General features: G+C 65.7%; 17 protein-coding genes. 16 read left to right on the plus strand and 1 reads right to left on the minus strand.

Annotated elements, in window-relative coordinates:
• Positions 1-49: 49 nt before the first annotated feature.
• The 14 genes from ACY65G_RS13925 to ACY65G_RS13990 all read left to right on the plus strand — a co-directional run bounded on the left by ACY65G_RS13925 (position 50) and on the right by ACY65G_RS13990 (position 18,123).
• On the plus strand, positions 50-988 hold the full coding sequence (locus ACY65G_RS13925; RefSeq protein WP_464997950.1) for an ABC transporter permease: 939 nt from the start codon (positions 50-52) through the stop codon (positions 986-988).
• The gene (locus ACY65G_RS13930; protein WP_464997951.1) at positions 985-2,019 is read left to right on the plus strand and encodes an ABC transporter permease; all 1,035 of its coding nucleotides are present in this window, start codon (positions 985-987) and stop codon (positions 2,017-2,019) included. Before ACY65G_RS13925 ends, ACY65G_RS13930 begins: the two co-directional genes overlap by 4 nt.
• 8 nt (positions 2,020-2,027) lie before the next feature.
• Positions 2,028-3,713 carry an ABC transporter ATP-binding protein gene (locus tag ACY65G_RS13935; protein WP_464998029.1) on the plus strand — a complete coding sequence of 562 codons (1,686 nt, stop codon included), beginning with the start codon at positions 2,028-2,030 and terminating at the stop codon, positions 3,711-3,713.
• A gap of 12 nt (positions 3,714-3,725) precedes the next feature.
• Complete coding sequence (locus ACY65G_RS13940) at positions 3,726-4,691, plus strand: VTT domain-containing protein (RefSeq protein WP_464997952.1); 966 nt, start codon at positions 3,726-3,728, stop codon at positions 4,689-4,691.
• Positions 4,692-4,898: 207 nt separating this feature from the next.
• The gene (locus ACY65G_RS13945; protein WP_464997953.1) at positions 4,899-5,915 is read left to right on the plus strand and encodes a glucokinase; all 1,017 of its coding nucleotides are present in this window, start codon (positions 4,899-4,901) and stop codon (positions 5,913-5,915) included.
• A 393-nt stretch (positions 5,916-6,308) separates the two neighbouring features.
• On the plus strand, positions 6,309-7,046 hold the full coding sequence (scpB, locus tag ACY65G_RS13950; RefSeq protein WP_464998030.1) for an SMC-Scp complex subunit ScpB: 738 nt from the start codon (positions 6,309-6,311) through the stop codon (positions 7,044-7,046).
• Positions 7,039-9,279 (plus strand): 23S rRNA pseudouridine(2605) synthase RluB, encoded by a 2,241-nt coding sequence (rluB, locus tag ACY65G_RS13955; RefSeq protein ID WP_464997954.1) that lies wholly within the window; start codon positions 7,039-7,041, stop codon positions 9,277-9,279. The genes scpB and rluB overlap by 8 nt, the downstream gene beginning before the upstream one ends.
• A 432-nt stretch (positions 9,280-9,711) precedes the next feature.
• On the plus strand, positions 9,712-10,200 hold the full coding sequence (rimP, locus tag ACY65G_RS13960; protein WP_464997955.1) for a ribosome maturation factor RimP: 489 nt from the start codon (positions 9,712-9,714) through the stop codon (positions 10,198-10,200).
• Entirely contained in the window at positions 10,197-11,762 is a 1,566-nt protein-coding gene (nusA, locus tag ACY65G_RS13965; RefSeq protein ID WP_464997956.1) for a transcription termination factor NusA, read from the plus strand. The genes rimP and nusA overlap by 4 nt, the downstream gene beginning before the upstream one ends.
• A 68-nt stretch (positions 11,763-11,830) precedes the next feature.
• A complete protein-coding gene (gene infB, locus ACY65G_RS13970; RefSeq protein WP_464997957.1) occupies positions 11,831-14,707 on the plus strand; it encodes a translation initiation factor IF-2 in 2,877 nt (958 codons plus the stop codon).
• Positions 14,708-14,796: 89 nt separating this feature from the next.
• The gene (gene rbfA, locus ACY65G_RS13975; protein WP_464997958.1) at positions 14,797-15,216 is read left to right on the plus strand and encodes a 30S ribosome-binding factor RbfA; all 420 of its coding nucleotides are present in this window, start codon (positions 14,797-14,799) and stop codon (positions 15,214-15,216) included.
• The gene (gene truB / locus ACY65G_RS13980) at positions 15,213-16,169 is read left to right on the plus strand and encodes a tRNA pseudouridine(55) synthase TruB (protein ID WP_464997959.1); all 957 of its coding nucleotides are present in this window, start codon (positions 15,213-15,215) and stop codon (positions 16,167-16,169) included. The genes rbfA and truB overlap by 4 nt, the downstream gene beginning before the upstream one ends.
• A gap of 464 nt (positions 16,170-16,633) precedes the next feature.
• Positions 16,634-17,326: a PEP-CTERM sorting domain-containing protein gene (locus ACY65G_RS13985; RefSeq protein WP_464997960.1), complete on the plus strand. Its 693-nt coding sequence runs from the start codon at positions 16,634-16,636 to the stop codon at positions 17,324-17,326.
• A 131-nt stretch (positions 17,327-17,457) separates the two neighbouring features.
• Positions 17,458-18,123: a PEPxxWA-CTERM sorting domain-containing protein gene (locus ACY65G_RS13990; RefSeq protein WP_464997961.1), complete on the plus strand. Its 666-nt coding sequence runs from the start codon at positions 17,458-17,460 to the stop codon at positions 18,121-18,123.
• A 9-nt stretch (positions 18,124-18,132) separates the two neighbouring features.
• Here ACY65G_RS13990 and ACY65G_RS13995 read toward each other — a convergent pair whose 3' ends face one another.
• Complete coding sequence (locus ACY65G_RS13995; protein ID WP_464997962.1) at positions 18,133-20,547, minus strand: ATP-binding protein; 2,415 nt, start codon at positions 20,545-20,547, stop codon at positions 18,133-18,135.
• Between the two features lie 238 nt (positions 20,548-20,785).
• On the opposite strand from ACY65G_RS13995, the gene typA reads away from it, so the two are divergent.
• The gene (gene typA / locus ACY65G_RS14000) at positions 20,786-22,618 is read left to right on the plus strand and encodes a translational GTPase TypA (RefSeq protein WP_464997963.1); all 1,833 of its coding nucleotides are present in this window, start codon (positions 20,786-20,788) and stop codon (positions 22,616-22,618) included.
• A gap of 318 nt (positions 22,619-22,936) precedes the next feature.
• Entirely contained in the window at positions 22,937-26,071 is a 3,135-nt protein-coding gene (locus ACY65G_RS14005) for a TonB-dependent receptor (RefSeq protein ID WP_464997964.1), read from the plus strand.
• Positions 26,072-26,077 lie beyond the last annotated feature (6 nt).

Genomic DNA, 26,077 nt, shown 5'->3' on the forward strand with positions numbered 1-26,077 from the left:
TACCGCAAGGTTTTGCGCTATCGTGTGCTTTTCATCTTCCTGGCCGCCCATGCTCCGATTCGTCCTGCGCCGCCTGTGGCAGATGCTGCCGACGATGCTCGGCGTAGTGCTGCTGGTGTTCGTGCTGTTCAACTGGGTGGGCGGCGACCCGGCCTACGTGCTGGCCGGGAAGATGTCGAGCGCGGAAGCCATCGCCAATATCCGCCGCCAGCTCGGTGTCGACGAACCGTGGCCCGTGCAGCTGCTGATCTTCATGAAGCAGGTCGCCACGTTCGACTTCGGCCAGAGCTGGGCCACCGGCGAGGACGTCGGCCACGTCATCGCTTCCCGACTGGGGCCGTCGCTGACGGTGCTCGTGCCGCTGACGATCCTGGAAACGGCGATCGGCATCGCGCTGGCGCTGGCGATCGCCTTCGTGCGCGGTTCGCTGACCGATCGCGCCGTGATGGTGGCCTGCACGGCGGCCATGTCGGTATCGATCCTTGTCTACATCATCGTGTTCCAGTACGGCCTGGCCTACCGCCTGGGGTGGTTCCCGGTGCAGGGCTGGGGAGACGGCGTGGCGGACAACCTGCTGCGCTATGCGCCGCTGCCGATCCTGATCGGCCTGGCCGTTTCCGTGGCGCCCACGCTGCGGCTGTACCGCAGCTTCGTGCTCGACGAAGCGAACCAGGATTACGTGCGCACGGCGCGCGCCAAGGGCCTGCCGGAGCGGCGCGTGATGTGGGTGCACGTGCTGCGCAACGCCGCGATCCCGATCATCACGCACGTGATGGCCAGCCTGCCGGCACTGCTGATCGGCGCGTTCCTGCTGGAGCGCTTCTTCGGCATTCCCGGCATCGGCCGCGAAGTGATCCTGGCCGTGGAGCGCAGCGACTTCCCCGTCATCAAGGCGATTACCGTGATGGTGGCCGCCGCCACGATGGTGTTCAACCTGCTGACGGACGTGCTGTACCGGTTCGTCGACCCGCGGGTGCAGCCGGCATGACGGAGTTCCACGCCGCCCCGGCGGGCCTGTGGACGCTTGCGTGGCGGCGCCTGCGTGCCGACCGGCTGGCGATGGCGGCGCTGGCGGTCGTCGCCGGCTGGCTGGTGCTCGTGGCGCTGTCGGCCGCGGGCTGGATCGCCGGCGACTGGGAAGAGGAGGTGGGCGTGAACTACGCGCCGCCATCGTTCCTGGGCGCGGCGGCGAATGACAAGGCTCATCCGGCAGGCCCCGCTGTTCCATCCTCCCTGTCCGCGCCCGCGGCGCGCGACAATCCGTTCGACCCGCTGGCCGCCGACATCGCGGCGCTGCGTGCCACGCTGCCGCAAGGCGGGGCGGCGCCCGAACGCCGGGCCACGCTGCCGTTCGGCGCCGACAAGTGGGGCCACGACATCCTGAAGAAAACGGTCAAGGGTGCCGAAACGTCGATCGTCGTCGGCCTGGTGGCGGCCTTCGTCGCGGTGGGCCTCGGCACGTTCTTCGGCGCGCTGGCCGGCTATTCGGGCGGCATCGCCGACGACCTGTTCGAATGGCTGTACAGCGTATTCGCGTCGATCCCGTCGATCCTGATGATCCTGGCGGTGGCCGCCGTGCTGCAGGTGAAGGGCGTGGCCACCATCGTGCTGATCCTGGGGCTGACCGGCTGGACGGGGCCGTACCGGCTGGTGCGCGCCGAATACATCCGGCACAAGGCGCGCGAATACGTGCTGGCGGCCGACGCGATCGGCGCTTCCGCATGGCGCCGCATGTTCGTGCACATCTTCCCGAACGTGAGCCATGTGGCGCTGGTGCAGGTATCGATCCTGGTCGTGGGCTTCATCAAGGCCGAAGTGATCCTGTCCTTCCTCGGCTTCGGCGTGCCCGCCGGCGTGGTGTCGTGGGGTTCCATGCTGAACGAGGCGCAAAATGAGCTGTTGCTGGGCAAATGGTGGCAGCTGGCCGCCGCCGCCACGGCGATGGCGGTGCTGGTCACGGCGTTTTCCCTGTTCGCCGATGCGCTGCGCGACGCGCTCGATCCGAAGGTGAAACAGTGAAACAGGCAATGATCGACGAACCGTTGCTGCAGGTGCGCGGCCTGCGCATCGCCTTCCGGGTGGACAAGCGCCATACCGTGGCAGCCGTCAAGGGCATCTCGTTCGACGTGCCGCAGCATGCCACCGTGGCGCTGGTGGGCGAATCGGGCAGCGGCAAGTCGGTGAGCTCGCTGGCCGTGATGGGCCTGCTGCCGCCCGACACCACGGTGATCGATCCGGACAGCAGCATCCGCTTCGATGGCCACGACGTGCTGCACCTGCCCGCCGGCGAGCGCCGCGCGCTGTGCGGCCGCGACATCGCGATGATCTTCCAGGAACCGATGTCGTCGCTGAACCCGGTATTCACCGTGGGCTTCCAGGTCGGCGAGGTGCTGCGCCGGCACCTGGGCATGGGCCGGCGCCAGGCGCGCGAGCGCACGCTGGCCCTGCTCGAGGAAGTGGGCATTCCCGATCCGGCCAGGCGGATCGACGCCTACCCGGGGCAACTGTCCGGCGGCCAGCAGCAGCGCGTGATGATCGCCATGGCGATCGCCTGCGAGCCGAAGCTGCTGATCGCCGACGAGCCGACGACCGCGCTGGACGTGACGGTGCAGAAGCAGATCGTGGCGCTGCTGCGCCGCCTGCAGCGCGAGCGGGGCATGGCGATGCTGTTCATCACGCACGACCTGGGGCTGGTGGGCGAGATCGCCGACCACGTGATCGTGATGCGCAACGGCGAGATCCGCGAAACGGGTACGGCGGCCCAGGTGCTCGGCGCGCCGCGCGACCTGTACACGCGGGCGCTGCTGCATTGCCGGCCGTCGCTGGACTCGCGGCCGGTGCGGCTGCCCGTGATTGCCGACTACATGGAGCAGGGGGCGCTGGCCGAGGCGGTGCCGCAGCGGACGCGCGGTGTTGCACCGGAAGACGACATCATCCTCGACGTGCGCAATTTGCGCAAAAGCTTCTTCACCCGCGAAGGGCTGTTCGGCAAGCGCGAATTCCGGGCCGTGAACGACGTGTCGTTCCAGCTGCCGCGCGGGAAAACGCTGGGCGTGGTGGGCGAATCGGGTTGCGGCAAGACCACGGTGGGCCTGACCCTGCTGCGGCTGCACAGGGCCACCGGCGGCAGCGCGCTGTTCGAAGGGCGCGACCTGCTGGCGCTGCCGGACCGCGAGTTCCACCCGTACAAACGGCGCATCCAGATCGTCTTCCAGAACCCGTATGCATCGCTGAACCCGCGCTTCACGGTCGGCCAGATCCTGCTCGAACCGATGCGATTGCACCGCATCGGCGCCGATGACGCGCAAAGGATGGCGATGGCGATGGACCTGCTGGACCGCGTGGGCTTGCCGGCGCAGGCGGTGCACCGTTATCCGCACGAATTTTCCGGCGGGCAGCGCCAGCGCATCGCCATTGCCCGCTGCCTGGCGATGCGGCCGGAAATCCTCGTCTGCGACGAATCGGTATCGGCCCTGGACGTGTCGGTGCAGGCCCAGGTGCTGAACCTGCTGCAGGACCTGCAGGATGAATTCGGCCTGTCGTACATCTTCATTTCGCACGACCTCGCGGTGGTGAAATACATGTCGGACCGCGTGATGGTGATGCAGGGCGGCGCGGTCGTCGAAACCGCCGATGCCGACGAGCTGTATCGCAACCCCCGGCATCCATATACGCGCAGCTTGTTGTCGGCGTTTCCCCGTGGCGTGGAGTAAGATGGCGGCACTATGGCGAACTTGATCTATCTGTTGCAGGAATACGGCGTGCTGATCGTCTTCATCGTCGTCCTGGTCGAGCAGATGGGGGCGCCGATTCCCGCCTATCCCGTACTGATCATCTCCGGGGCGCTGGCGATGAACGGCGGCACGCCGCTGGCCGGCGTGCTGGCCGTGGCCCTCGCCGGCTGCGTGATGGCCGACATGTTCTGGTTCACCGCCGGGCGCCGCTATGGCAAGCGCATCCTGAAGGTGCTGTGCCGGATCTCCCTCTCGCCCGACTATTGCGTCTCCCAAACGGAAGACAATTTCAGGAAGTGGGGCGTGAAGTCGATGATCGTGGCCAAGTTCATCCCCGGCTTCAACACGATCGCGCCGCCGATGGCCGGTGCGCTGGGCACGCGGCTGCCGCTGTTCCTGTCGTTCAGCCTGCTGGGCGGCCTGCTGTGGAGCCTGACGGGCATCCTGATCGGCGTGTATTTCAACGAAAACATCGACGAAGTGCTGGAAATCCTGTCGACGATGGGCGGCACCGCGCTTGCCGTGCTGGGCACGCTGCTGGCGCTGTTCGTGCTGTTCAAGTACATCGAACGGCGCCGCTTCCAGCGCGCGATGCAGACCGAACGCATCAACGTCGAGCAACTGCGCGCCCTGCTCGATGCCGGACACGACCCGGTGATGGTCGATGCCCGCAGCGCCACCGCCCGCCAGCTCGACCCGCCCGTGCCCGGCGCGCTGCCGGTGGACGGCAACCTCTCCGGCCTGCTCGGCGCACTGCCGCGCGACCGGCACATCATCGTCTACTGCAGCTGCCCGAACGACGTCACCGCCGCCAGCGTGGCCAAGCAGCTGCATGACCAGGGCTACACGCTCGCCAGGCCACTGCATGGCGGGCTAGAAGCCTACAACTCGGCGTTCCGGGCCGGCGAAACGGTTGTCGTCGGCGAACAGCTCCCCGCCGTGGACGGGCATCGCTGATATTGCCTGAAACCGGGGTCAGACCCCAATTTCAGGAAATATTTCCTAAAATTGGGGTCTGACCCCGGTGTTAGGTAGTCATACTACCGTGCTATTTTGGCGTCGGCCCCACAGGTACGGCAGAGTTTGTACCCAAACTACACCCAACTCTTGCGCGTTCGCCAAGAAATCCGCTAGCATTGGGCTTCACCTTTTTCTCCCGTGCCCATGAACGCCATGTCGACTCCCGCGCAGCAGACCCTCGTATCCGTATTTCCAGGCGGGCCCCGGCTGCTGGCCGACGTCGGCGGCACGAATGCCCGCTTCGCGCTGGAATCGGCGCCGGGGCAGGTGAGCCACATCCATGTGCTGCCTGGCGCGGAGTATCCCACGCTGGCGGCGGCATTGCGGGCCTACCTGGCGTTGCCGGACGTGGCGGCTGCCGCGCCCGTGGTGCGCCATGGCGCCATCGCGATCGCCAATCCGGTCACGGGCGATCACGTGCGGATGACCAACCACCACTGGGCATTCTCGATCGAGGCCATGCGCCAGGAGTGCGGGTTCGAGGTGCTGGCCGTCGTCAACGACTTCACGGCGCTGGCCCGGTCGCTGCCGTTCCTGGGCGAGCACAAGCGCCAGGTCGGCGGCGCCGCCGGCGTGCCGGACACGCCGCTGGGCCTGATCGGCGCCGGTACCGGGCTGGGCGTGTCGGGCCTGATCCCGTCGCCGTCCGGCTGGACGGCGCTGCTGTCCGAGGGCGGCCACGTCAGCTTCTCGCCCGTCAACGAGACCGAAGTGGCGATCCTGCAGTTCGCCTGGCGCGAATTCGAGCACGTGTCCGCCGAACGGCTGATGTCCGGCGCCGGCATCGAACTGATCTACCGCGCGCTGGCCGACCAGCGCCAACTGCCGGCCGAAGCCCTGACCCCGGCCGAGATCGCGCGCCGTGCGCTGACCGGCGACTGCGCGCTGTGCGACGCGGCCATCGAAACGTTCTGCGGCATGCTCGGCACGATCGCCGCCAACCTGGCCGTCACGCTTGGCGCGCAGGGCGGCATCTATATCGGCGGCGGCATCGTGCCGAAGCTGGGCGAGCGTTTCGACCGGTCCGCGTTCCGTGCCCGGTTCGAAGCCAAGGGCCGCTTCCGCCAGTACCTGGCGGCGATTCCCGCGTTCGTCATCACCGCCGACTACCCGGCATTCATCGGCGTTTCCGCGATCCTGGCCGAACGGCTGGCCGACTGAGGCCGTTGCCGGTGTGGGCGCAGCATGCCGGCAGGCCTGATCGAGGTCAGGCATGCCGCACGAAGCGCTTGCTGTTCCGGCAGGAAGCTGCAAATTGCACTTCCCGCGATTTTATGGAGTACAATGCCCGTCATTGGATGAAATGGCGCCACCCGACCCAGCAACTCTTCCGGGTAAGGCCGACAAGTTTTTCAGGCAGTTCAGCAAGGCAATACGCTCCTGTGCTACTGCGCATTGAAAACACTTCTCTCCATCGTTGACCCTTGTTTGATCTGACGCCCCGGGCAAGCCTCACACCCCGGCATTTCCGGCCATTATTCAAGTCTTGATATTTGTTGAAGTTATTCATTGCTTGCGTTTCGTTCGGCCGGAACGGCGACCACATGTTGGTATATGGATACAGCTGAGGCGAAGAAAATCCTCGAAACCGCACTGCTATGCGCGCGCGAGCCGTTGTCGATGAACAGCCTGAAGCGGTTGTTCGTCGATGTCGACGATGCGGGCCGGCCATTGGCCGACGGCGTCGGTGCCGATGGCGTTGGTAACGTTGGTAACGCTGACATCCGCGGCATGCTCGAGGAGTTGCGGCAGGCATGGCAGGGCAGGGGGATCGAGCTGGCCAGCCTGTCGTCCGGCTGGCGCTTCCAGAGCCGGCCCGAAATGAAGCAATACCTGGATCGCCTGAACCCGGAAAAGCCGCAGAAGTATTCCCGGGCCACGCTCGAAACGCTGGCAATCATCGCTTACCGCCAGCCCGTCACGCGTGGCGATATCGAGGAGATTCGCGGCGTGGCGGTGAATTCGCAGACGATCCGCATGCTGGAAGAGCGCGGTTGGGTCGACACCGTCGGCCACCGCGACGTGCCGGGTCGTCCGGCGCTTCTCGGCACTACCAGGCATTTCCTGGACGACCTGGGATTACAGTCGCTGTCCCAGCTGCCGCCTCTGCAGCAAATCGGCGATACGCAGAACGCCAATTCGATCGAGATGCTCGAAGCCGCACTGCAGGAGAATTTCGAGAAGGCGGCCCATGCCGCCGATGTCACTGACAATGTAGCGCCCGGGGAAGCATCCGCACCCGCGGTGCAGGCGCCTGACGCTGAGCCCACGCAAGAACATACGCATGAATAACACTGATAACACAAACGAGACCGGCACGCCGGCTGAACCGGCCGTGAAGCCGAAGCGCCGCACCAAGGCGCAGATCGCCGCAGAAGCGGCAGCTGCCGCAACCCCGGCCGCGACCCCTGTTGCGGCCCAGGCCGAAGCGGCGGAAGCGCCGGCCAAGCCGAAGCGCACCCGCAAGAAGGCCGAGCCTGCGCAGGAACCCGTCGCGGCCGCACCGGTCGCTGCGGCTCCCGCCGAAGGCGACGCCGAACCAGTGAAAAAGCCCCGTGCCCGCAAGCCGAAGGCGGAAGCGGTGCCTGCCGCGGCCGCACCGGCTGCCGAAGTTGCGCCGGTAGCGCAATCGGCCGCCGAGGCCGTCGAAGCCGAGCCTGCGCCGAAAAAGCCCCGCGCGCCACGCGGTCCGCGCCAGATGCGCGAGCAGCGCGCCGTGCGCGAGGCGCTGAAGGCGGAGCAGGGCGAGCCGGCCGGCCAGGTCGAGCAGGCCGGCGAGCACCAGCCGGCGGTTGCCGAAGCACAGCCGGCCGGACAGCCGGTCGCCGTATCCGAGTCGGCACAGGCCGAAGCCTCCCCGGAAGCCCGCGCCGACGCGGCGCGCCGCGAGGGTGGCCGCAACAAGGGCAGGAACCGCAACGATGCGAACCGTGAAGGCGGCCGCACCGATGGTCCTCGCGTCGACGGCCCCCGCGCGGAAGGTGCGCGCGCCGACGGCACGCGCGGCAACGACCGCAACGCGCAGAATGCGCGCGGCAAGGGCCGGGGTGCCCAGGGCCAGCGCGGCAATGGCGCCGGCAAGCCGAACGACGCGGATGCGGTGTTCTCGTTCGTCACCTCCGAGGCGTTCGACAAGGAAGACGGCGCCCGCGGCAAGGGCCAGCCGAAGGCCGTGCGCCGCGACCTGACGGCCGACGACGACGCGCCGAAGCTGCACAAGGTGCTGGCCGAGGCGGGCCTGGGCTCGCGCCGCGACATGGAAGACCTGATCGTGGCCGGCCGCGTGTCGGTGAACGGCGAGCCTGCCCATATCGGCCAGCGCATCCTGCCGACCGATGCCGTGCGCATCAACGGCAAGCTGATCCAGCGTAAAGTCAGCAAGAAACCGCCGCGCGTGCTCGTGTACCACAAGCCGGCCGGCGAAATCGTGTCGCACGACGATCCGGACGGCCGCCCGTCCGTGTTCGACCGCCTGCCGCAGATGAAGGTCGGCAAGTGGCTGGCCGTGGGCCGCCTGGACTTCAATACCGAAGGCCTGCTGCTGTTCACCACGTCCGGCGACCTGGCGAACCGCCTGATGCACCCGCGTTACAACATCGACCGCGAATATGCCGTGCGCACGCTGGGCGAGCTGGAAGAAGGCATGCGCCAGAAGCTGCTGGCCGGCGTGGAGCTGGAAGACGGCCTGGCGCAGTTCTCGAAGATCGCCGATGGCGGTGGCGAAGGTGTCAACAAGTGGTACCGCGTGGTGATCGGCGAAGGCCGCAACCGCGAAGTGCGCCGCATGTTCGAAGCCGTGGGCCTGACCGTGTCGCGCCTGATCCGCACCCGTTATGGCGCGCTGACGCTGCCGTCGAACCTGAAGCGCGGCCGCTGGGAAGAGATGGAAGAGAACACCGTGCGCGACCTGATGGCGTTCGTGGGTGTCGAGAAGAAGGCGGCCGGCGGCGAGCAGAAAGCCGGCCAGGCGGGCGAGCGCAATGGCAACGAACGTAATGGTAACGAACGTCATGGCGGCGAACGTCAGGGCAATGAGCGTAACGGTGGCGAACGTCAGGGTAACCAACGCCATGCCGGCGAGCGCAAGGGTAACGGCGAGCGCAATGGTAACGAGCGCGGCAATGTCGGCGAGCGTGGCGGTGAAAAGCGTGGCGGCGGCCGTGATCGCGAGCGCGACAGCGAGCCGAACTTCAACCGGATGGATGTTTCCAACAAGAACGCCGATCCGTTCCCGCAGTCGCCGCGTGGCGGCCGCCCGGGTGGCCAGGGCGCCGGCAGCTACTTCGGAGTCGGTGGCGGCGGTCGTCCCGGTCGCGGTCCCGCCGGTGCGGGTGGCGGCAGCGGTCGCCCGGCCTTCGGCGAGCAGACCAGCGGCCGTCCGCAGCAGGGCAAGGCCCGCGGCCCGCGCCAGCCGGACCCGCTGCAAACCACGTTCGGCTTCGGCGGCCAGTCGCAGCGCCGCGGTGGCGGACAACCACGGGGCGGTGCAACCGATCACGGTATGCCGCGGCGTCGGAAGGGCTGATTAAAAGCTTGAATTCCCGTAGATCGTCTACATATCGGATTTCTACAAGTTGGTGGCGTTGTCTTAACGCCACAGCTTGCCTGTCCTCCGCGGTTTGCTGCTACTCGGCAGTATAAAAAACCAACCTTGACTCTGTTGTAACGGCGTCCGCTTCGCCTATGCGGCATTGCAGCGGAATGGATATGCCGTTATAATAAGCGGCCTAGTAAAAGTTCTTCACAAGGATTATTTCCTTGGAAGGGGATGGTTTCCTCGAAGATGCTTTCATCTGGCTGGTAGTACAAGAAGATGGGCAGTTGCCCATTTTTTTTTTGCTCACGAAAAGTATGCAGCGAGTATGCAGCGCGTGAGTGAGAAGTGAACTGAATACGTAAGCTGAATATTATGGGTCCGCGGCGCGCATGCGCACGACCCCGATCTGGAGATTTTCCTTTGCAACTGCCGGAACTGATTGAGAAGACCGTCGCGGGTCTCGGCTATGACCTGGTCGATTTCGAACGGGCCGAGCGCGGCCTGCTGCGCGTGTACATCGATTTCCTCCCTGCGGACGCAGAGGAAAAGGGCCCGATCACGGTAGAAGACTGCGCCACGGTGAGCCACCAGCTGTCGCACGTGCTGACAGTGGAAAACGTGTCCTACGAGCGGCTCGAGATTTCGTCGCCGGGCCTCGACCGGCCGCTGCGCAAGCTGTCCGACTTCGAACGCTTCGCCGGCCTCGAGGCCATCGTCAAGCTGCGCATGGCACTGCCTGGCACCGCCAACCGCAAGTCCTACCAGGGCATCCTGCAGGCACCCGAGGGTGACCAGCTGGGAATCGAATTTGAAAGTAAAGATGGTCCTGCGGTGCTGAATTTCACGCTCGCAGACATGGATAAGGCACGTTTGGTGCCGCAGGTGGATTTTAGGAGCCGCAAAGCATGAGTCGCGAAGTTTTGTTATTGGTGGACGCGCTTGCGCGCGAGAAAAACGTCGACAAGGACGTGGTATTCGGCGCGCTCGAATTCGCATTGGCGCAGGCCACGAAGAAACGCTATGAAGGTGAAGTCGACATCCGCGTTTCGATCGACCGCGATTCCGGCGAATTCGAATCCTTCCGCCGCTGGCACGTGGTGCCCGACGAAGCCGGCCTGCAGCTGCCCGACCAGGAAGTGCTGCTGTTCGAAGCCAAGGAACAGATCCCCGATATCGAAGTCGACGAATACATCGAAGAGCCGATCGAATCCGTGGAGTTCGGCCGCCGCTTCGCGCAGGACACCAAGCAGGTAGTGCTGCAGCGCGTGCGCGATGCCGAACGCGAACAGATCCTGCAAGACTTCCTCGAGCGCGGCGATGCGCTGGTGACCGGCACGATCAAGCGCATGGAACGTGGCGATGCGATCGTCGAATCCGGCAAGATCGAAGCCCGCCTGCCGCGCGACCAGATGATCCCGAAGGAAAACCTGCGCATCGGCGACCGCGTGCGTGCGTACATCCTGCGCGTGGACCGCAACATGCGCGGCCCGCAGGTGATCCTGTCGCGCACCGCGCCGGAATTCATCATGAAGCTGTTCGAGCTGGAAGTGCCGGAAATCGAGCAGGGCATGCTGGAAATTAAATCCGCCGCCCGCGATGCCGGCGTGCGCGCCAAGATCGCCGTCTACACGGCCGACAAGCGCATCGACCCGATCGGCACCTGCGTCGGCATGCGCGGTTCGCGCGTGCAGGCCGTGACCGGTGAACTGGGCGGCGAGCGCGTGGACATCGTGCTGTGGTCCGAAGACCCGGCGCAGTTCGTGATCGGCGCGCTGGCCCCGGCCAACGTGTCGTCGATCATGGTCGATGAAGACAAGCACGCGATGGACGTCGTCGTCGACGAGGAAAACCTGGCGATCGCGATCGGCCGCTCCGGCCAGAACGTGCGCCTGGCTTCCGAGCTGACCGGCTGGAAGATCAACATCATGACGGCCGAGGAATCGGCCGACAAGGCAGCCCAGGAAACGGCGGCGGTTCGCTCGCTGTTCATGGAGAAGCTCGATGTGGACCAGGAAGTGGCCGACATCCTGGTCGAAGAAGGTTTCAGCAGCCTGGAAGAAATCGCCTACGTGCCGATTTCCGAGATGCTGGACATCGAAGCCTTCGACGAAGACACCGTCAACGAACTGCGTACCCGGGCACGAGATGCGCTGGTCACGGAGGCGATCGCTTCGGAAGAAGGCCTGGAAGGCATGGAAGAAGGCCTGGTCGGCCTGGAAGGCATGGACCGCATCACGGCGGGCAAACTGGGCCTGGCGGGCATCAAGACGCTGGAACAGTTCGCCGGCCTGGCATACGACGAGTTCGGGGCCATCCTCGCGCTGTCGACGGACCGTGCAAGTGAACTGATTAAAAATGAATTTGAAGATGTGACCGACGATGAAATGAAGCTGGTCGACTCCAAGTACGACGATCGCGCCAAGGCCCTGCAGGCCAAGGCGTGGTCGGTGGCCGAGGCGGCCAAGGCCTGAGCGCCCTGGACACCACGGCAGCCGAGCTAACAATTATCATCTACGCGACACATAGAAAAGAGGACTGAATGGCGAGTAACAACGTAGCCCAATTTGCCACCGAACTGAAGATGCCTGCAGACCTGCTGCTGACGCAGCTGCGTTCCGCGGGCGTCGAGAAGAGCTCGGCGTCAGATCCATTGTCGAAAGATGATAAGGACAAGCTGCTGGAGCACCTGCGCCGCACGCACGGCGCGGCTGGAGCATCAGAGAAGAAGAAAATCACGGTCACGCGCAAGGAAACCAACGAGATCAAGCAGGCCGATGCCTCTGGCAAGACCCGCACGATCCAGGTCGAAGTGCGCAAGAAGCGTACCTTCGTGCAGCGCGACGACCTGCCCGCGACCACCACGCCCGCCCCGGCGGCGCCGGTGGTCGACGAGGCCGAGAACGCCCGTCGCGAGGAAGACGCACGCCGCCAGGCCGAGCTGATCGCCCGCCAGGAAGCGGACCTGCGCGAGAAGCAGGAAGCCCTGGCGCGCCTGGACGCGGAGAAGGAAGCGCAAGCCAAGGCCACCGCTGCTGCAGAAGCGGATGCCAAGCGCCGCGCCGACGAGGAAGCCGCGAAAGCGGCGGCCGAGAAGGTAGCCGCCGAGAAGGCCGGTGCCCGCGACGCGCAGAAGCAGGCCGATACCGAAGCCGCCGACAAGAAACGCGCTGCCGACGCCGAGGAAGCCAAGAAGAAGGCCGAGCAGGCAACCAAGGAAGCTGCGGAACGTGCCGCGGCAACCGAGCGTGCCCGCAAGGCCGTGGCCGACGAAGTGGCGCAGATCAAGGCCATGATGGCGCAGCCGCGCCGCGTCATCAAGGCGCCGGAACCGGCACCCGTGGCCGCCAAGCCGGCCGCGCCGGCTGGCACGCTGCACAAGCCGGCCGACAAGAAGCCGGGCACCACCACGCCGGCAAGCACCGACAAGAAAGACGATAAAAAGCCGGGCGATCGCAAGTCGATCAAGTCGGCCAACGTGTCGTCCACCTGGTCCGACGACGCCAAGAAGCGCGGCGCGCCGGGCGGCGGCAAGGGCCGCGGCACCAGCACCGGGCCGGCCAGCCGCGATGGCTGGCGTGCCGGTGGCGGCCGTGGCGGCCGTGGCCGCAACTCGCACCACGATGACCGCGAATCGAACTTCCAGGCACCGACGGAAGCGATCGTCAAGGAAGTGTACGTGCCGGAAACCATCACCGTGGCCGAACTGGCGCACAAGATGGCCGTCAAGGCTTCCGAGGTGATCAAGCAGCTGATGAAGCTGGGCCAGATGTGCACGATCAACCAGGTGCTGGACCAGGAAACGGCGATGATCCTCGTCGAGGAAATGGGCCACAAGGCATTCCCTGCCGCCGAGGACGATCCGGAAGCGCTGCTGGCCGACCAGGGCGAGCAGACGCATTACGAATCCACGTCGCGCGCACCGGTCGTCACCGTCATGGGCCACGTCGACCACGGTAAAACGTCGCTGCTGGACTACATCCGCCGCGCCAAGGTCGCGTCGGGCGAAGCCGGCGGCATCACGCAGCACATCGGCGCCTATCACGTCGATACGCCGCGCGGCATGATCACGTTCCTGGATACCCCGGGCCACGAAGCCTTCACGGCGATGCGTGCCCGCGGTGCCAAGGCGACCGACATCGTCATCCTGGTGGTGGCGGCGGACGACGGCGTGATGCCGCAGACGAAGGAAGCGATCGCCCACGCGAAAGCAGCCGGCGTGCCGCTGGTGGTGGCGGTCAACAAGATCGACAAACCGGGCGGCAACCTGGAGCGCGTGACGCAGGAACTGATCACCGAAGGCGTGGTGCCGGAAGAATACGGCGGCGAGTCGCCGTTCGTGGCAGTGTCCGCGAAAACGGGCCAGGGCATCGACACGCTGCTGGAAAACGTGCTGCTGCAGGCCGAAGTGCTGGAACTGAAGGCGCCGGTTACCGCGCCGGCCCGTGGCCTGGTGGTGGAAGCCCGCCTGGACAAGGGCCGCGGCCCGGTGGCCACGATCCTGGTGCAGTCCGGTACGCTGAAGCGTGGCGACGTGGTGCTGGCCGGTTCGTCGTATGGCCGTGTCCGTGCGATGCTGGACGAGAACGGCAAGGCGATCGCCGAAGCCGGTCCGTCGATCCCGGTCGAGATCCAGGGCCTGACCGAAGTGCCGGCCGCCGGCGAAGAAGTGATGGTGATGGCGGACGAGCGCAAGGCGCGTGAAATCGGCCTGTTCCGTCAGGGTAAATTCCGCGACGTGAAGCTGGCCAAGCAGCAGGCCGCCAAGCTGGAGAACCTGTTCGACCAGATGGCCGAAGGCGAAGTGCAGAACGTGCCGCTGATCGTCAAGACCGACGTGCAGGGTTCGCAGGAAGCGCTGGTGGGCTCGCTGCAAAAGCTGTCCACCTCCGAAGTGCGGGTGCAGATCGTGCACGCGGCCGTCGGCGGCATCACGGAATCGGACGTCAACCTGGCCACGGCCTCGAAGGCGGTCATCATCGGCTTCAACGCCCGTGCCGATGCACAGGCGCGCAAGCTGGCCGAAACCAACGGCGTGGACATCCGCTACTACAACATCATCTACGACGCGATCGAAGAGGTGAAGGCGGCAATGTCGGGCATGCTGGCACCGGAGAAGCGCGAGCACATCACGGGCCAGGTGGAAATCCGCCAGGTCATCCTGGTGTCGAAGGTTGGCGCGATCGCCGGTTGCCTGGTCACCGATGGCGTGGTCAAGCGTTCCTCGTCGGTTCGCCTGCTGCGCAACAACATCGTGGTGTGGACCGGCGAGATCGACTCGCTCAAGCGCTTCAAGGACGATGCGAAGGAAGTGCGCGCCGGCCTCGAGTGCGGCCTGTCGCTGAAGAACTACAACGATATCCAGGTTGGCGACACCCTGGAAGTCTTTGAAATTCAGGAAGTGGCACGTACGCTGTAAATCGCAGCACGCGGTATCCATGGCGGGTGCCGCCCACTCCGCGCAAGCGGATGGGCGCCACCCGCCATTTTCATATTTGGTAGAACATCATGGCTAAACACAGCAAATCGATCCCCGCCCGCGGCCTGCGCGTGGCGGACCAGATCCAGAAAGACCTTTCCGAACTGATCGCCTTCGAGGTGAAAGACCCGCGCGTGGGCATGCTCACGCTCGCCGAAGTGCAGCTCACGCCGGACTACGCGCATGCAAAGATCTACTTCACGATGCTCAAGGACGATCCCGAGACCGTGAAGAACACGCTGGCCGGCCTGCATGCCGCCGCCGGCTACCTGCGCAACCAGCTGGGCAAGCGCCTGCATATCCACACGCTGCCGCAGCTGCACTTCGTGCACGACACGTCCGCCTCGCGCGGTATCGCGATGTCGGCACTGATCGACAAGGCCAACGCCACGCGCGCGGCCGATTACGAAGAACAGCAAGAGCAACGCAAGGAACAAGACGCGGAATGACCGAAGCCAAGGTAAAGCGGGTGCGCGACCTCGTCGACGGCGTGCTGCTGCTGGACAAGCCGGTCGGGCTGTCGTCGAACGATGCGCTGATCAAGGTGAAGCGCGTACTGAACGCGAAGAAGGCGGGCCACACCGGCACGCTCGACCCGTTCGCCACGGGCCTGCTGCCGCTATGCTTCGGCGAAGCGACCAAGTTCTCGCAGGACCTGCTGGAAGCGGACAAGACCTACGTGACCACCGTGCACCTGGGCGTGCGCACCGACACGGGCGACACGGAAGGCCTCGTGCTCGACGCCGACCCCGCGCTGGACCGCGACGCCGCCACCATCACGGTGGAAGAGATCGAAGCCGTGCTGGCCCGGTTCCGCGGCCCGATCGCACAGGTGCCGCCGATGTATTCGGCGCTCAAGCGCGACGGCAAGCCGCTCTACGAATACGCCCGCGCCGGCATCACGCTCGAGCGCGAAGCCCGCAACGTGGTGATCCACCGGCTGGAACTGCTGTCGTACGAAGCGCCGTTCCTGCGGCTCGAAGCCACGGTCAGCAAGGGCACCTATATCCGCGTGCTGGGCGAGGACATCGGCGCGGCGCTGGGCTGCGGCGCGCACCTGAACGCGCTGCGGCGCACGGGCGTGGGCGCGCTGGACGCCACCGGCATGGTGACGCTGGAACAGGTAAACGCGCACGCCGCGCCCATGTCGCTGCTGGCCCCCGTGGATGCGCTGCTGTCGTCGTTCCCCCGCATCGAGCTGACCGCCGACCTGGCGAAGCGCTTCCTGCAAGGCCAGCGGCTGCCGCTCGGCAAGGAGCCCGATGTGCAGACGCCCGCGCCGTACGAAGGCCGCGTGCGCGTGTACGGACCGGCCAGCGAAGGCGGCAAGCTCCTCGGCACCGGGCTGTTCGAGCAGTGGGCCATCCTCAAGCCCGAGCGGCTGATCGCCGCCGCGCAGTAAGACTTCCTAGCAAGTCTCCCCACGGTCGAGCCCGTGTTGTGCGGGCAGTGCCCGCACTGCCTGGCACGGGGACACGAGCTCAGCTGCACTGTTACCTGCGAGATTCCCCGGTTTAAAGACAACTCTCTCGGTCGAGCCCGTATCCCGGTGCCTGGCACGGGGACACGGGCTCGGCTGCGCTGTCACGTGCGGCATTCCGGGTTCAGGCAGCAAATCCTTTCGGTTGAGCCCGTGTTGTGCGGGCAGTGCCCGCACTGCCTGGCACGGGGACACGGCCTCAGCTGCACTGTCAATTCCCCGAATCGGTACGTTTAACCGGAAAGCCACGATTCGCCGGTAACTAATCATCATTATTATTCTTTCGTAAAACCTTGTTGAGGCGGCAGGAAGGCAAGGCTACATTGGCTCTACTTCGGCCGAAGTACCCAGTCAGTCTTCCTCTCCACTTCCACAAGGAGCACATAGTGCGCAAGACGTATCGCGCGGTTACCACCGCCGCGGCTTCGGCCATCCTGCTGTTTTCCGCTTCGGCAGCCCATGCCGCCCTGACCACCTACACCAGCCAGTCCGCCTATCTGTCCGCGGTCGGCACCACCGGAATCGACACGTTCGACGACCTCTGGATCGAACCCTACGACACGCCGTTCCCCCGCGCGGCGGGCGACATCGGCTATGTCGCCACCACCGGCCCCGGCAATCCGCGCGCTTACGGTGCGAGTGACGACGATATCGACTGGTACCTGACCCCGAGCCGCGCCTCCGACTCGGTTACCTTCTCCAGCTTCGACACGCCGGTCGCCGGCGCCGGCGGGTATTTCTGGGGGTCGGATGGCGGCGGTTATTCGGTGTTCGCCCCATACATCACCGTGACCGCGACCGACAGCACCGGCGCCACGCTGACCTACACGATCACCGATCCCGTGCCGAGCTCGTTCCTGGGCTTCGTGTCCGATGCGCAGATCGTGTCGATGTCGGTGGCCACCGGCGTCCAGACGGGCGCCGACGGCTACCCTATCTGGCCCACCGTGAACAACCTGCACCTCTCCGTGGCCGCCGTGCCGGAACCGGGTACCTATGCGATGCTGCTGGCCGGCCTGGGCATGCTGGGCTGGACCGCGCGGCGCCGGCAGCGCCAGGGCTCGCAGCCGGCGCCATAGGCACCAACGCGAACCTGCGCAACAGAAGGCTGTCTCGCTAGGCGCCTTCCCGATGCCGCTGCCAACGCCGGCGCACGATGCGCCGGGCGGCGGTACGCGGCACCGTTCATCCCTGTTCATGGAGTCTTGACGTGCGATCGATCCCATCCGCCGCGGCCGTTGCCGCGACCATTGCTTCCGCCTTGCTGCTCTGCGCCGGTTCCGCGCAGGCAGAAATCACCACCTTCACCAGCCAGGCGTCGTACCTTGCCGCTGTCGGCAATACCGGCGTCGACGACTATAACGACCTGATCCAGCAAATGTACTTCGACCAGATACCGCGCCAGGCCGGCGATTATGCCTACAGCGTGAGCGCGGGGCCGAAAGCCCCGGCCATCTGGGCCGGCACCGAGGACTATGTGGATTTCTTCCTGACTTCGCAGAACCGCACCGATATCACCACGTTCGTGCTGCAGGACGGCGTGGCCGGCGCCGGCGGCAATTTCTTCGGTTCGGACACCTACAGCCATCCGACTCCCGCAGCCAGCCTGCTGCTGACCGCCACCGACAGCACCGGCGCAACGGTGACATTTACGCTGGAAAATCCGGATGTGCATTCGTTCGTCGGTTTCGTCTCCAGCGCCGACCTGGTGTCGCTGACGGTCACCGCCGGCCAGCAGCCGGGCGTGTGGTCCTCGATCGACAATTTCCACATTTCGGTGGCGGCGCCGGTACCGGAACCGCAAACGTGGGCGATGCTGGCCGGCGGCCTGGGTTTGCTGGGCTGCATGACGCGGCGCCGGCGCAACAGGAGCTGACCCGCCACGCTACACCGCCGCCAGCGCCAGCAGCAGTTCGGCCGGATCGGCGGGCTTGACGAAGTGCCGGTTGAAGCCGGCGGCGTGCGACTGGGCGCGGTCGCTCGGCTGGCCGTAGCCGGTCAGCGCGAGCAGCGTGGCGCCGGCCGTGGCCGGGTCGGCGCGCAGGTGCCGCGCCAGCGTGTAGCCATCCATGCCGGGCAGGCCGATGTCGAGGATGAAGGCATCCATGGCCGGCAGGTCGGCGCGGCGCAGCGCCGTTTCCGCATCCTCGGCCACCGCCACGTCGTGCCCCTCGGAGCGCAGCAGTTCGGCCAGCACGCCGGCGGCATCCGGATTGTCCTCCACCACCAGCAGGCGCAGCGGGCGCCCGACAGGGTGGTGCACGGTGGCCGGGGTGGCCGGGGCGGCCAAGGGCACGTCGCCGAGCAGCGGCAGGCCGATCGTGAATTCGCTGCCCTTGCCGGCCCCCTCGCTGTGCGCCGTCACGAAGCCGCCGTGCAGCGAGGTGATGCTCTTTACCAGGGTCAGGCCGAGCCCGAGCCCGCCCTGGGCACGGTCCGGATTGCGTTCGCCCTGCGTGAACAGGTCGAAGATATGCGGCAGCAGCGTGGCCGCGATGCCGTTGCCGTTGTCGCGCACGGTCACGCGGGCATGGTGGTCCGCTACGTCGACGTGCAGCGCGATGCGCCCGCCGGGCGGCGTGTACTTCGCCGCGTTGTTCAGCAGATTGGCGATCACCTGCACCAGCCGCGTGCGGTCGCCCTCCACCCTGGCCGGCACGTCCCCCAGCTCCAGGTCGAGTGCATGGCGGCGTTCCTCGATCAGCGGCAGCGCCTGCTCGACGGCGCTGGCCACCACGTCGGCCAGTTCCAGTTCCACGATGTTGAGCTGCACCAGCCCGCGCGTGACGCGGGAGACGTCGAGCAGGTCGTCCACCAGGTGCGCCATGTGCCGCACCTGCCGGGTGATGATGTCGCTGGCCGCGATCCGCGTCCTTTCATTCGTCAGCCCGGTCTTCAGCAATTGCGCGGCGGTGCCGATCGGCGCCAGCGGGTTGCGCAGCTCGTGCGCCAGCATGGCCAGGAATTCATCCTTGCGCGCGGCCGCCTCGCGCAGCGCATCCTCGGCCAGCTTCTGCGAATGGATGTCGGTGCAGGTGCCCATCCAGCGCAGGATGCGGCCCGTGTCGTCGCGCACCGGCAGCGCCCGGCCCAGCGTCCAGCGGTATTCGCCCGAGCGGTGCCGCAACCGGTACTGGATCTCGTATACCTCGCCGGTGGCCAGGCTGTGGTGCCACGCTTCCCATGCCCGCTCGCGGTCTTCGGGGTGGAAGATGCCGTTCCAGGCGACGCCATCGGTGCTGCCGGCCGGCACGCCGGTGTATTCGTACCACTGCTGGTTGTAGTAATCGTGCCAGCCGTCCGGCAGCGTCGACCACACCATCTGCGGCATCGCATTGGTGATGGAGCGGAATTTCGCTTCGCTGGTGGCCAGCGCCTCCATGCTGCGCGCCCGTTCGCTGGTGGTGCGAATGCGCTCGGCGAATTCGCGCACGAGGGCCACGTCCTCGGCGGCCCACTGGCGCGGTACCGTGCTGCTGACGACCAGGATGCTCTTGAGCTGGCCCTGTTCGATGACGGGCATGTCGACGAACGACCGCGCATGATGGCGGCGAAACGCCTCGGCGTGCGCCACCGTGCGGGGATCCTGCGCCACGTCGCTCACCACCACGGCATGGCCGTGCAGCATCTCGTCCACGAACGAACCGAATTCGCGCAGGTGCGCCGTGCCTTCCAGCGACGGCACGTCGGGCATGCGCCAGTCGGGCCCGATGTACAGCGTATCGGTGGCTTCGTTATAGCGGCCATAGGACACGCGGCTCGCGCCCAGCAGTTCGCCAAGGATCGCCAGCGCCGCCAGCACGATCTCGCGCGGCGAGCGCAGGTCGCGCCAGGCATCGGTGAGGCGGATCAGCGCATCGCGCCGCGCATTGCCGCGCACCCGCGCCGTCACGTCCTTCACGTAGTGCAGGATGTGCGTGACGTTGCCGGCAGCGTCGAACACCGGCGTATTGACGGGGCTCCAGAACTTCTGGCGCAATTCGCCGGAGCCGTCCGGCACGGGGATGTCGTAGCGCTGCACCTGCATCGCATCCGGCGCCCTGGTTTCCAGCACCTTTTGCAGCGAGGCGCGCAGGTTGGCCATCGTGCCCGCATTGGCGTGCGGATCGGCGGGCACGGCGCCGAAGACGGCAAACACGTCCCGCCCGATCAGGTTTTCCCGCGCGTAGCCGTTGGCATGCAGGTAGGCGTCGCTGGCCAGCACGATCGTGAAATCGGCGGCCAGCAGCAGGTAAGGCGCGGGCAGGGCACCAAAAACGGCACCGAAGACGGCGCTCGGGTCGGGGGTTAGATCGCTCATCGGTATCCAACGGTGAATCAATGCAGCATGCCAGCATTGCAACGTTCGTTCAGTTGGGCAGGTCACACAGCGAAACTGAACGACACCGGGCGGGCGTGGTCTTTGAGCTGTCACAAGCCCATGCTATACTAGTGGGTTCAGTGTATCCGCACTTGCCGGGGCGCCTGCTCAGCAGCCGTCAGCGTCATCAGTACCCAGCAGCTTCGGCGTCCCACCAGTTTTACTAAACATAATGACCATGTCTAATACTAAACGCGCAATTCGTAATATCGCCATCATCGCCCACGTCGACCACGGCAAGACGACCCTCGTGGACCAGCTGCTGCGCCAGTCCGGCACCTTCCGTGAAAACCAGCAGGTCGATACCCGCGTCATGGACTCGAACGACCTCGAAAAGGAGCGCGGCATCACGATCCTGTCGAAGAACTGCGCCGTTGAGTATGAAGGCACGCACATCAACATCGTCGACACCCCGGGCCACGCCGACTTCGGCGGCGAAGTGGAGCGCGTGCTGTCGATGGTCGACTCCGTGCTGCTGCTGGTCGATGCCCAGGAAGGCCCGATGCCGCAGACCCGCTTCGTCACGCGCAAGGCGCTGGCGCTGGGCCTGAAGCCGATCGTGGTGGTCAACAAGATCGACCGTCCGGGCGCGCGCGCCGACTGGGCGATCAACCAGACGTTCGAACTGTTCGACAAGCTGGGCGCCAACGACGAGCAGCTGGACTTCCCGATCGTCTACGCATCGGGCCTGAACGGCTATGCCGGCCTGGACGAGTCCGTCCGCGGCGGCGACATGAAGCCGCTGTTCGAAGCGATCCTGAAGCACGTGCCGGTGCGTGATGACAACCCGGACGGCCCACTGCAGATGCAGATCACGTCGCTGGACTACTCGTCGTACGTGGGCAAGATCGGCATCGGCCGCATCTCGCGCGGCCGCGTCAAGGCCGGCCAGGATGTCGTCGTGGTCGATGGCGAAGGCGCCACCCCGATCAAGGGCCGCATCAACCAGGTGCTGAACTTCAAGGGCCTGGAGCGCGTGCTGGTCGATGAAGCCGTTGCCGGCGACATCGTGCTGATCAACGGTATCGAGGAAATCGGCATCGGTTCGACCTTGTGCGCACCGGATACCGTGGACCCGCTGCCGATGCTGACCGTCGACGAGCCGACCCTGACGATGAACTTCATGGTCAACAACTCGCCGCTGGCCGGCCGTGAAGGCAAGTTCGTCACGTCGCGCCAGCTGCGCGACCGCCTGGACAAGGAACTGAAGGCCAACGTGGCCCTGCGCGTGGCACCGACCGACGACGACACGATCTTCGAAGTGTCCGGCCGCGGCGAGCTGCACCTGACCATCCTGATCGAGAACATGCGCCGCGAAGGCTTCGAGCTGGCCGTGTCCCGTCCGCGTGTGGTGTTCAAGATGGTCGATGGCGTGCGCCACGAGCCGTATGAAAACCTGTCCGTCGACGTGGAAGAAGTGAACCAGGGCGGCGTGATGGAAGAACTGGGCCGCCGCCGTGGCGACCTGCAGAACATGGAATCGGACGGCAAGGGCCGCGTGCGCCTCGAGTACCGCATTCCGGCCCGTGGCCTGATCGGCTTCCAGGGCGAGTTCATGACGCTGACGCGCGGCACGGGCCTGATGAGCCACGTGTTCGACGCCTACGCGCCGGTCGACAACACCCGCGGCGAGCTGGCTGGCCGCCGCAACGGCGTGCTGATCTCGCAGGATGACGGCGCCGCCGTCGCCTACGCGATCTGGAAGCTGCAGGACCGCGGCCGCATGTTCGTGTCGCACAACGACCCGGTGTACGAAGGCATGATCATCGGCATCCACTCGCGCGACAACGACCTGGTCGTCAACCCGATCAAGGGCAAGCAGCTGACCAACGTGCGTTCGTCGGGTACCGACGAAGCGGTGCGCCTGGTGCCGCCGATCCAGATGTCCCTGGAATACGCCGTGGAATTCATCGAGGACGACGAACTGGTCGAAATCACGCCGAAATCGATCCGCCTGCGCAAGCGCTTCCTGAAAGAGCACGAGCGCAAGAAGGCATCGCGCGAAGCGTAATCGCTTCGGCCTGGCCGATCGAAAAAACCCGCCGCGGCGCAAGCCCGGCGGGTTTTTTTACGCCCCGACGACCAGCGCCCGGTTCCGCTGCTCGCGGCCGGGGAAGGCACTTACGAGCTTGCTCACGGGAACGTTTCCACGTCGCTGCGCATGCTCTTGCGTGAAATGCTCACTCTATTGAGCAAAATCGCTCCCTAATCATCATCTTGATTCTTTGCCTGCGCGCTACTTTGCATCCGTGTGACTCACATAGAATTGCAAAAAAATAGTCATTCACTAGCGGCTTGCAAGCTGGGCCGACACCGGAGGAGATTCATAGTGACGAAGCATTCGAACAAGGTGCGGGCGGCTGGCCGCCTGTACCGCAGAACCGCCTTTGCCATCGCCGCATCGATGCTGGCGGCAGGCGCCGCGATGGCGCAGCAGGCGCCAGCCCAGCCGGCAACGCCGGCGGCCGAACCCGCGGTCGGTCAGGGCGCCGTGGTGACCGTGGTCGGCACGCGCAAGTCGGTCGCGTCGGCGATCGACCGCAAGATCCGCAACGCCACCGTGTCCGATTCCATCATCGCCGAGGACATTAACCAGTTCCCGGACAAGAACGTGGGCGAGGCGCTGTCGCGCATCACCGGCGTGCAGTTGACGCGCGATTTCGGCGAGGGCTCGCAGGTGGCGATCCGCGGCGTGGAGCCGGACCTGAACCGCGTGGAGATCAACGGCATGTCGGTGCTGGGCACGAACGGCGAAGCGGGCCGCGGCGCCGAGCTGCGCGAACTGGCCTCCGAGCTGATCTCCTCCATCGACGTGTACAAGGGCACCACCGCCGACATGACCGAAGGCGGCGTTGGCGGCACCGTCAGCATCAAGACCCGCAAGCCGCTGGACTTCAAGAAGCGCACCATCGCCACCACCGTCTCGGCCGAGCAGTCGTCGAGCCGGGGCGGCGTGCAGCCGCGCCTGTCGCTGCTGGCGGCGGACCGCTTCCTGGACAACAAGCTGGGCGTGATGGCGAACATCGTCTACGACAAGGTACTGACGCGCAATGACTATGCGCGCAATACGTCGTGGCGCTTCCTGCGCGACTGGGATTTTTCGGCCGACAAGACCGTCGTGAGCCGGGATCCCGCCGTCGCCGCGGTGGGCAGCAAGGCCGGTTGCGGCACCAGCGGCCTGTCCACGGACCAGCAGACCGCCTGTACCAACCAGTGGAACGACTATTCGCCGGGCATCGCCCGCTACGGCATCTGGACCCGCGACCACAAGCGCGCGTCGGCCGAGCTGACCGCGCAATACGAGTTCAGCAAGAGCTTCAACGCTTATGTGAGCTACCAGCACAACAAGCAGGAGCAGCGCCTCAACGACCGCAACTTCGGCACCGAACTGGGCAACGTCAACCGCCTGGCCAACGCCGGTACCGCGCCGACCTACAATGCGGCCGGCATCCCCTCGGGTGGTAACTGCACGGCGGCGTCGACCACGGCCACGCCGGAAGGCGTGATCGTCGACAACCACCACGTCACCCAGTACACCGTCGGCAATTGCCTGTATGCGGGTGGCCAGGGCGGCCAGAACGCGTTCAGCACGTCGGCGCGCGACTTCGCGCTCGACATCGACTCGAAATACACCACCACGGGCTTCAACTACAAGCAGGGCAAGTGGGAAATCGAAGGCCTGCTGGGCACCTCGAATTCGCAGTACACCAACAATTCGAACAGCGTCGTCATGACGCAGAATGCGCCCGGCCTGCGCGTGTCGCTCGATGCGCAGGGCCTGCCGCATTTCGATTTCCCGGGCGCGTACTCGCCGGACAACCCCGGTTCCTATACGCAGGTACAGCTGCAGTACCGCCCGTATGAAACCACCAACCGCGAAGACCAGGCCAAGATCGACCTGAAGTACAAGCTCGATACGCCGTTCTTCAGCAAGCTGTGGTTCGGTGCGCAGGCACGCGACACGGCCGGCAAGCGCTACAACGGCGGCGGCTACCTGGCCAGCAACGGCGCCGACCTGAACTCCACGGCGGACGACGTCACGGTGGTGGGCTCGAACATCAACCAGACGCTGATCTTCGATCCGCTGGCACCGGCCGGCGCGAACCGCGCACCGGACAAGTTCGCGTTCATGAGCCAGTTCAACGCCACGAACTACATCAACGCGCAGCAGATGGCGACGCTGGTCCAGTCGATCGCCGGCCGTTCGCCGGGCACGTTCTTCAAGGGCTTCGACGGCGTCAGCGGCCTGCCGTCGTCGTGGATCTCGCCGGACTACGCCGCCGCCGCGCCGAACTTCGACACGTCGAACTTCAGCCACCAGTACCTGTACAACGCACCGGGCAGCGACGGCAACATGTATGCACAGATCCCGGCCTGGAAGGTGCGCGAGAAAACCCAGGCAGCCTATGCCCGCCTGGACTTCGACACCGAACTGTTCGACCGCGGCATCTCGGGCAACATCGGCATGCGCTACACCCGTACGCGCGACATCTCCACCGGTTCGAGCAGCCAGCGCGTGCGCGTGGCGAACAGCACCGGCGGTGGCTGGTCCGATTTCGTGCTGTCGAACAGCGTGGCCACGGTGGACAACACGTACCACGACTGGCTGCCGAGTGCGAACGTGATGATGTGGGCGATCCCGGACGAGTTCCTGGTGCGCGCAGGCTTCGGCAAGGTGATGGCCCGCCCGCGCATCGACCTGCTGGCACCGAACGCGAACTGTATTGCCGGCAGCGGCAATCCCCTGTTCGGCGGTGACGGCGAGGACGACTGCACGGCCGGCAATCCGGACCTGAAGCCGTTCCGCGCCAAGAACTACGACCTGTCGTTCGAGTATTACCCGAACAACGATTCGCAGGTCAGCCTGGCGCTGTTCAAGAAGAAGATCACCAGCTACATCCTGGACCGCACGGTGGTGAAGAACGTCGACCTGTTCAAGGACGGCAACCTGTACTCCGTGACCCAGCCGGTCAACGGCGAAGGCGCGGAAACCAAGGGCATCGAGCTGACCGCACGCACCGCGCTGACTTTCCTGCCAGGCTGGCTGTCCGGCTTCGGCGTGGACGGCAACTACACGCGGATGACCTTCAAGTACTCGCAAGGCACCGAGCGCCTGAACGTGCTCGATGGTACCGTGCTGCCGTATCCGGGCCTGTCGAAGAACAGCTACAACGCCGCCGTGTGGTACGACCTGGGCAAGTACAACGCACGCCTGGCCTACACCTACCGCGACCGCTTCTTCACGGGGAACAACGACGTGTCGGGCAACCCGGTGTTCCAGAACAAGACCGGATTCCTGGACGCGAAGTTCCAGTACCGGTATAACGATAACCTCACGTTCTCGATCGAAGGCAAGAACCTCACGGACCAGGAGCAGGTCACCGATGCCGGCGATCCGTTCCGTGTCAACGAACTTGCCTTCTCGGGCCGCCGTTACTTCCTGAGTGCATCGTACAAATACTGACAATGA

The sequence above is a fragment of the Pseudoduganella sp. jia 12 genome (assembly GCF_055502675.1).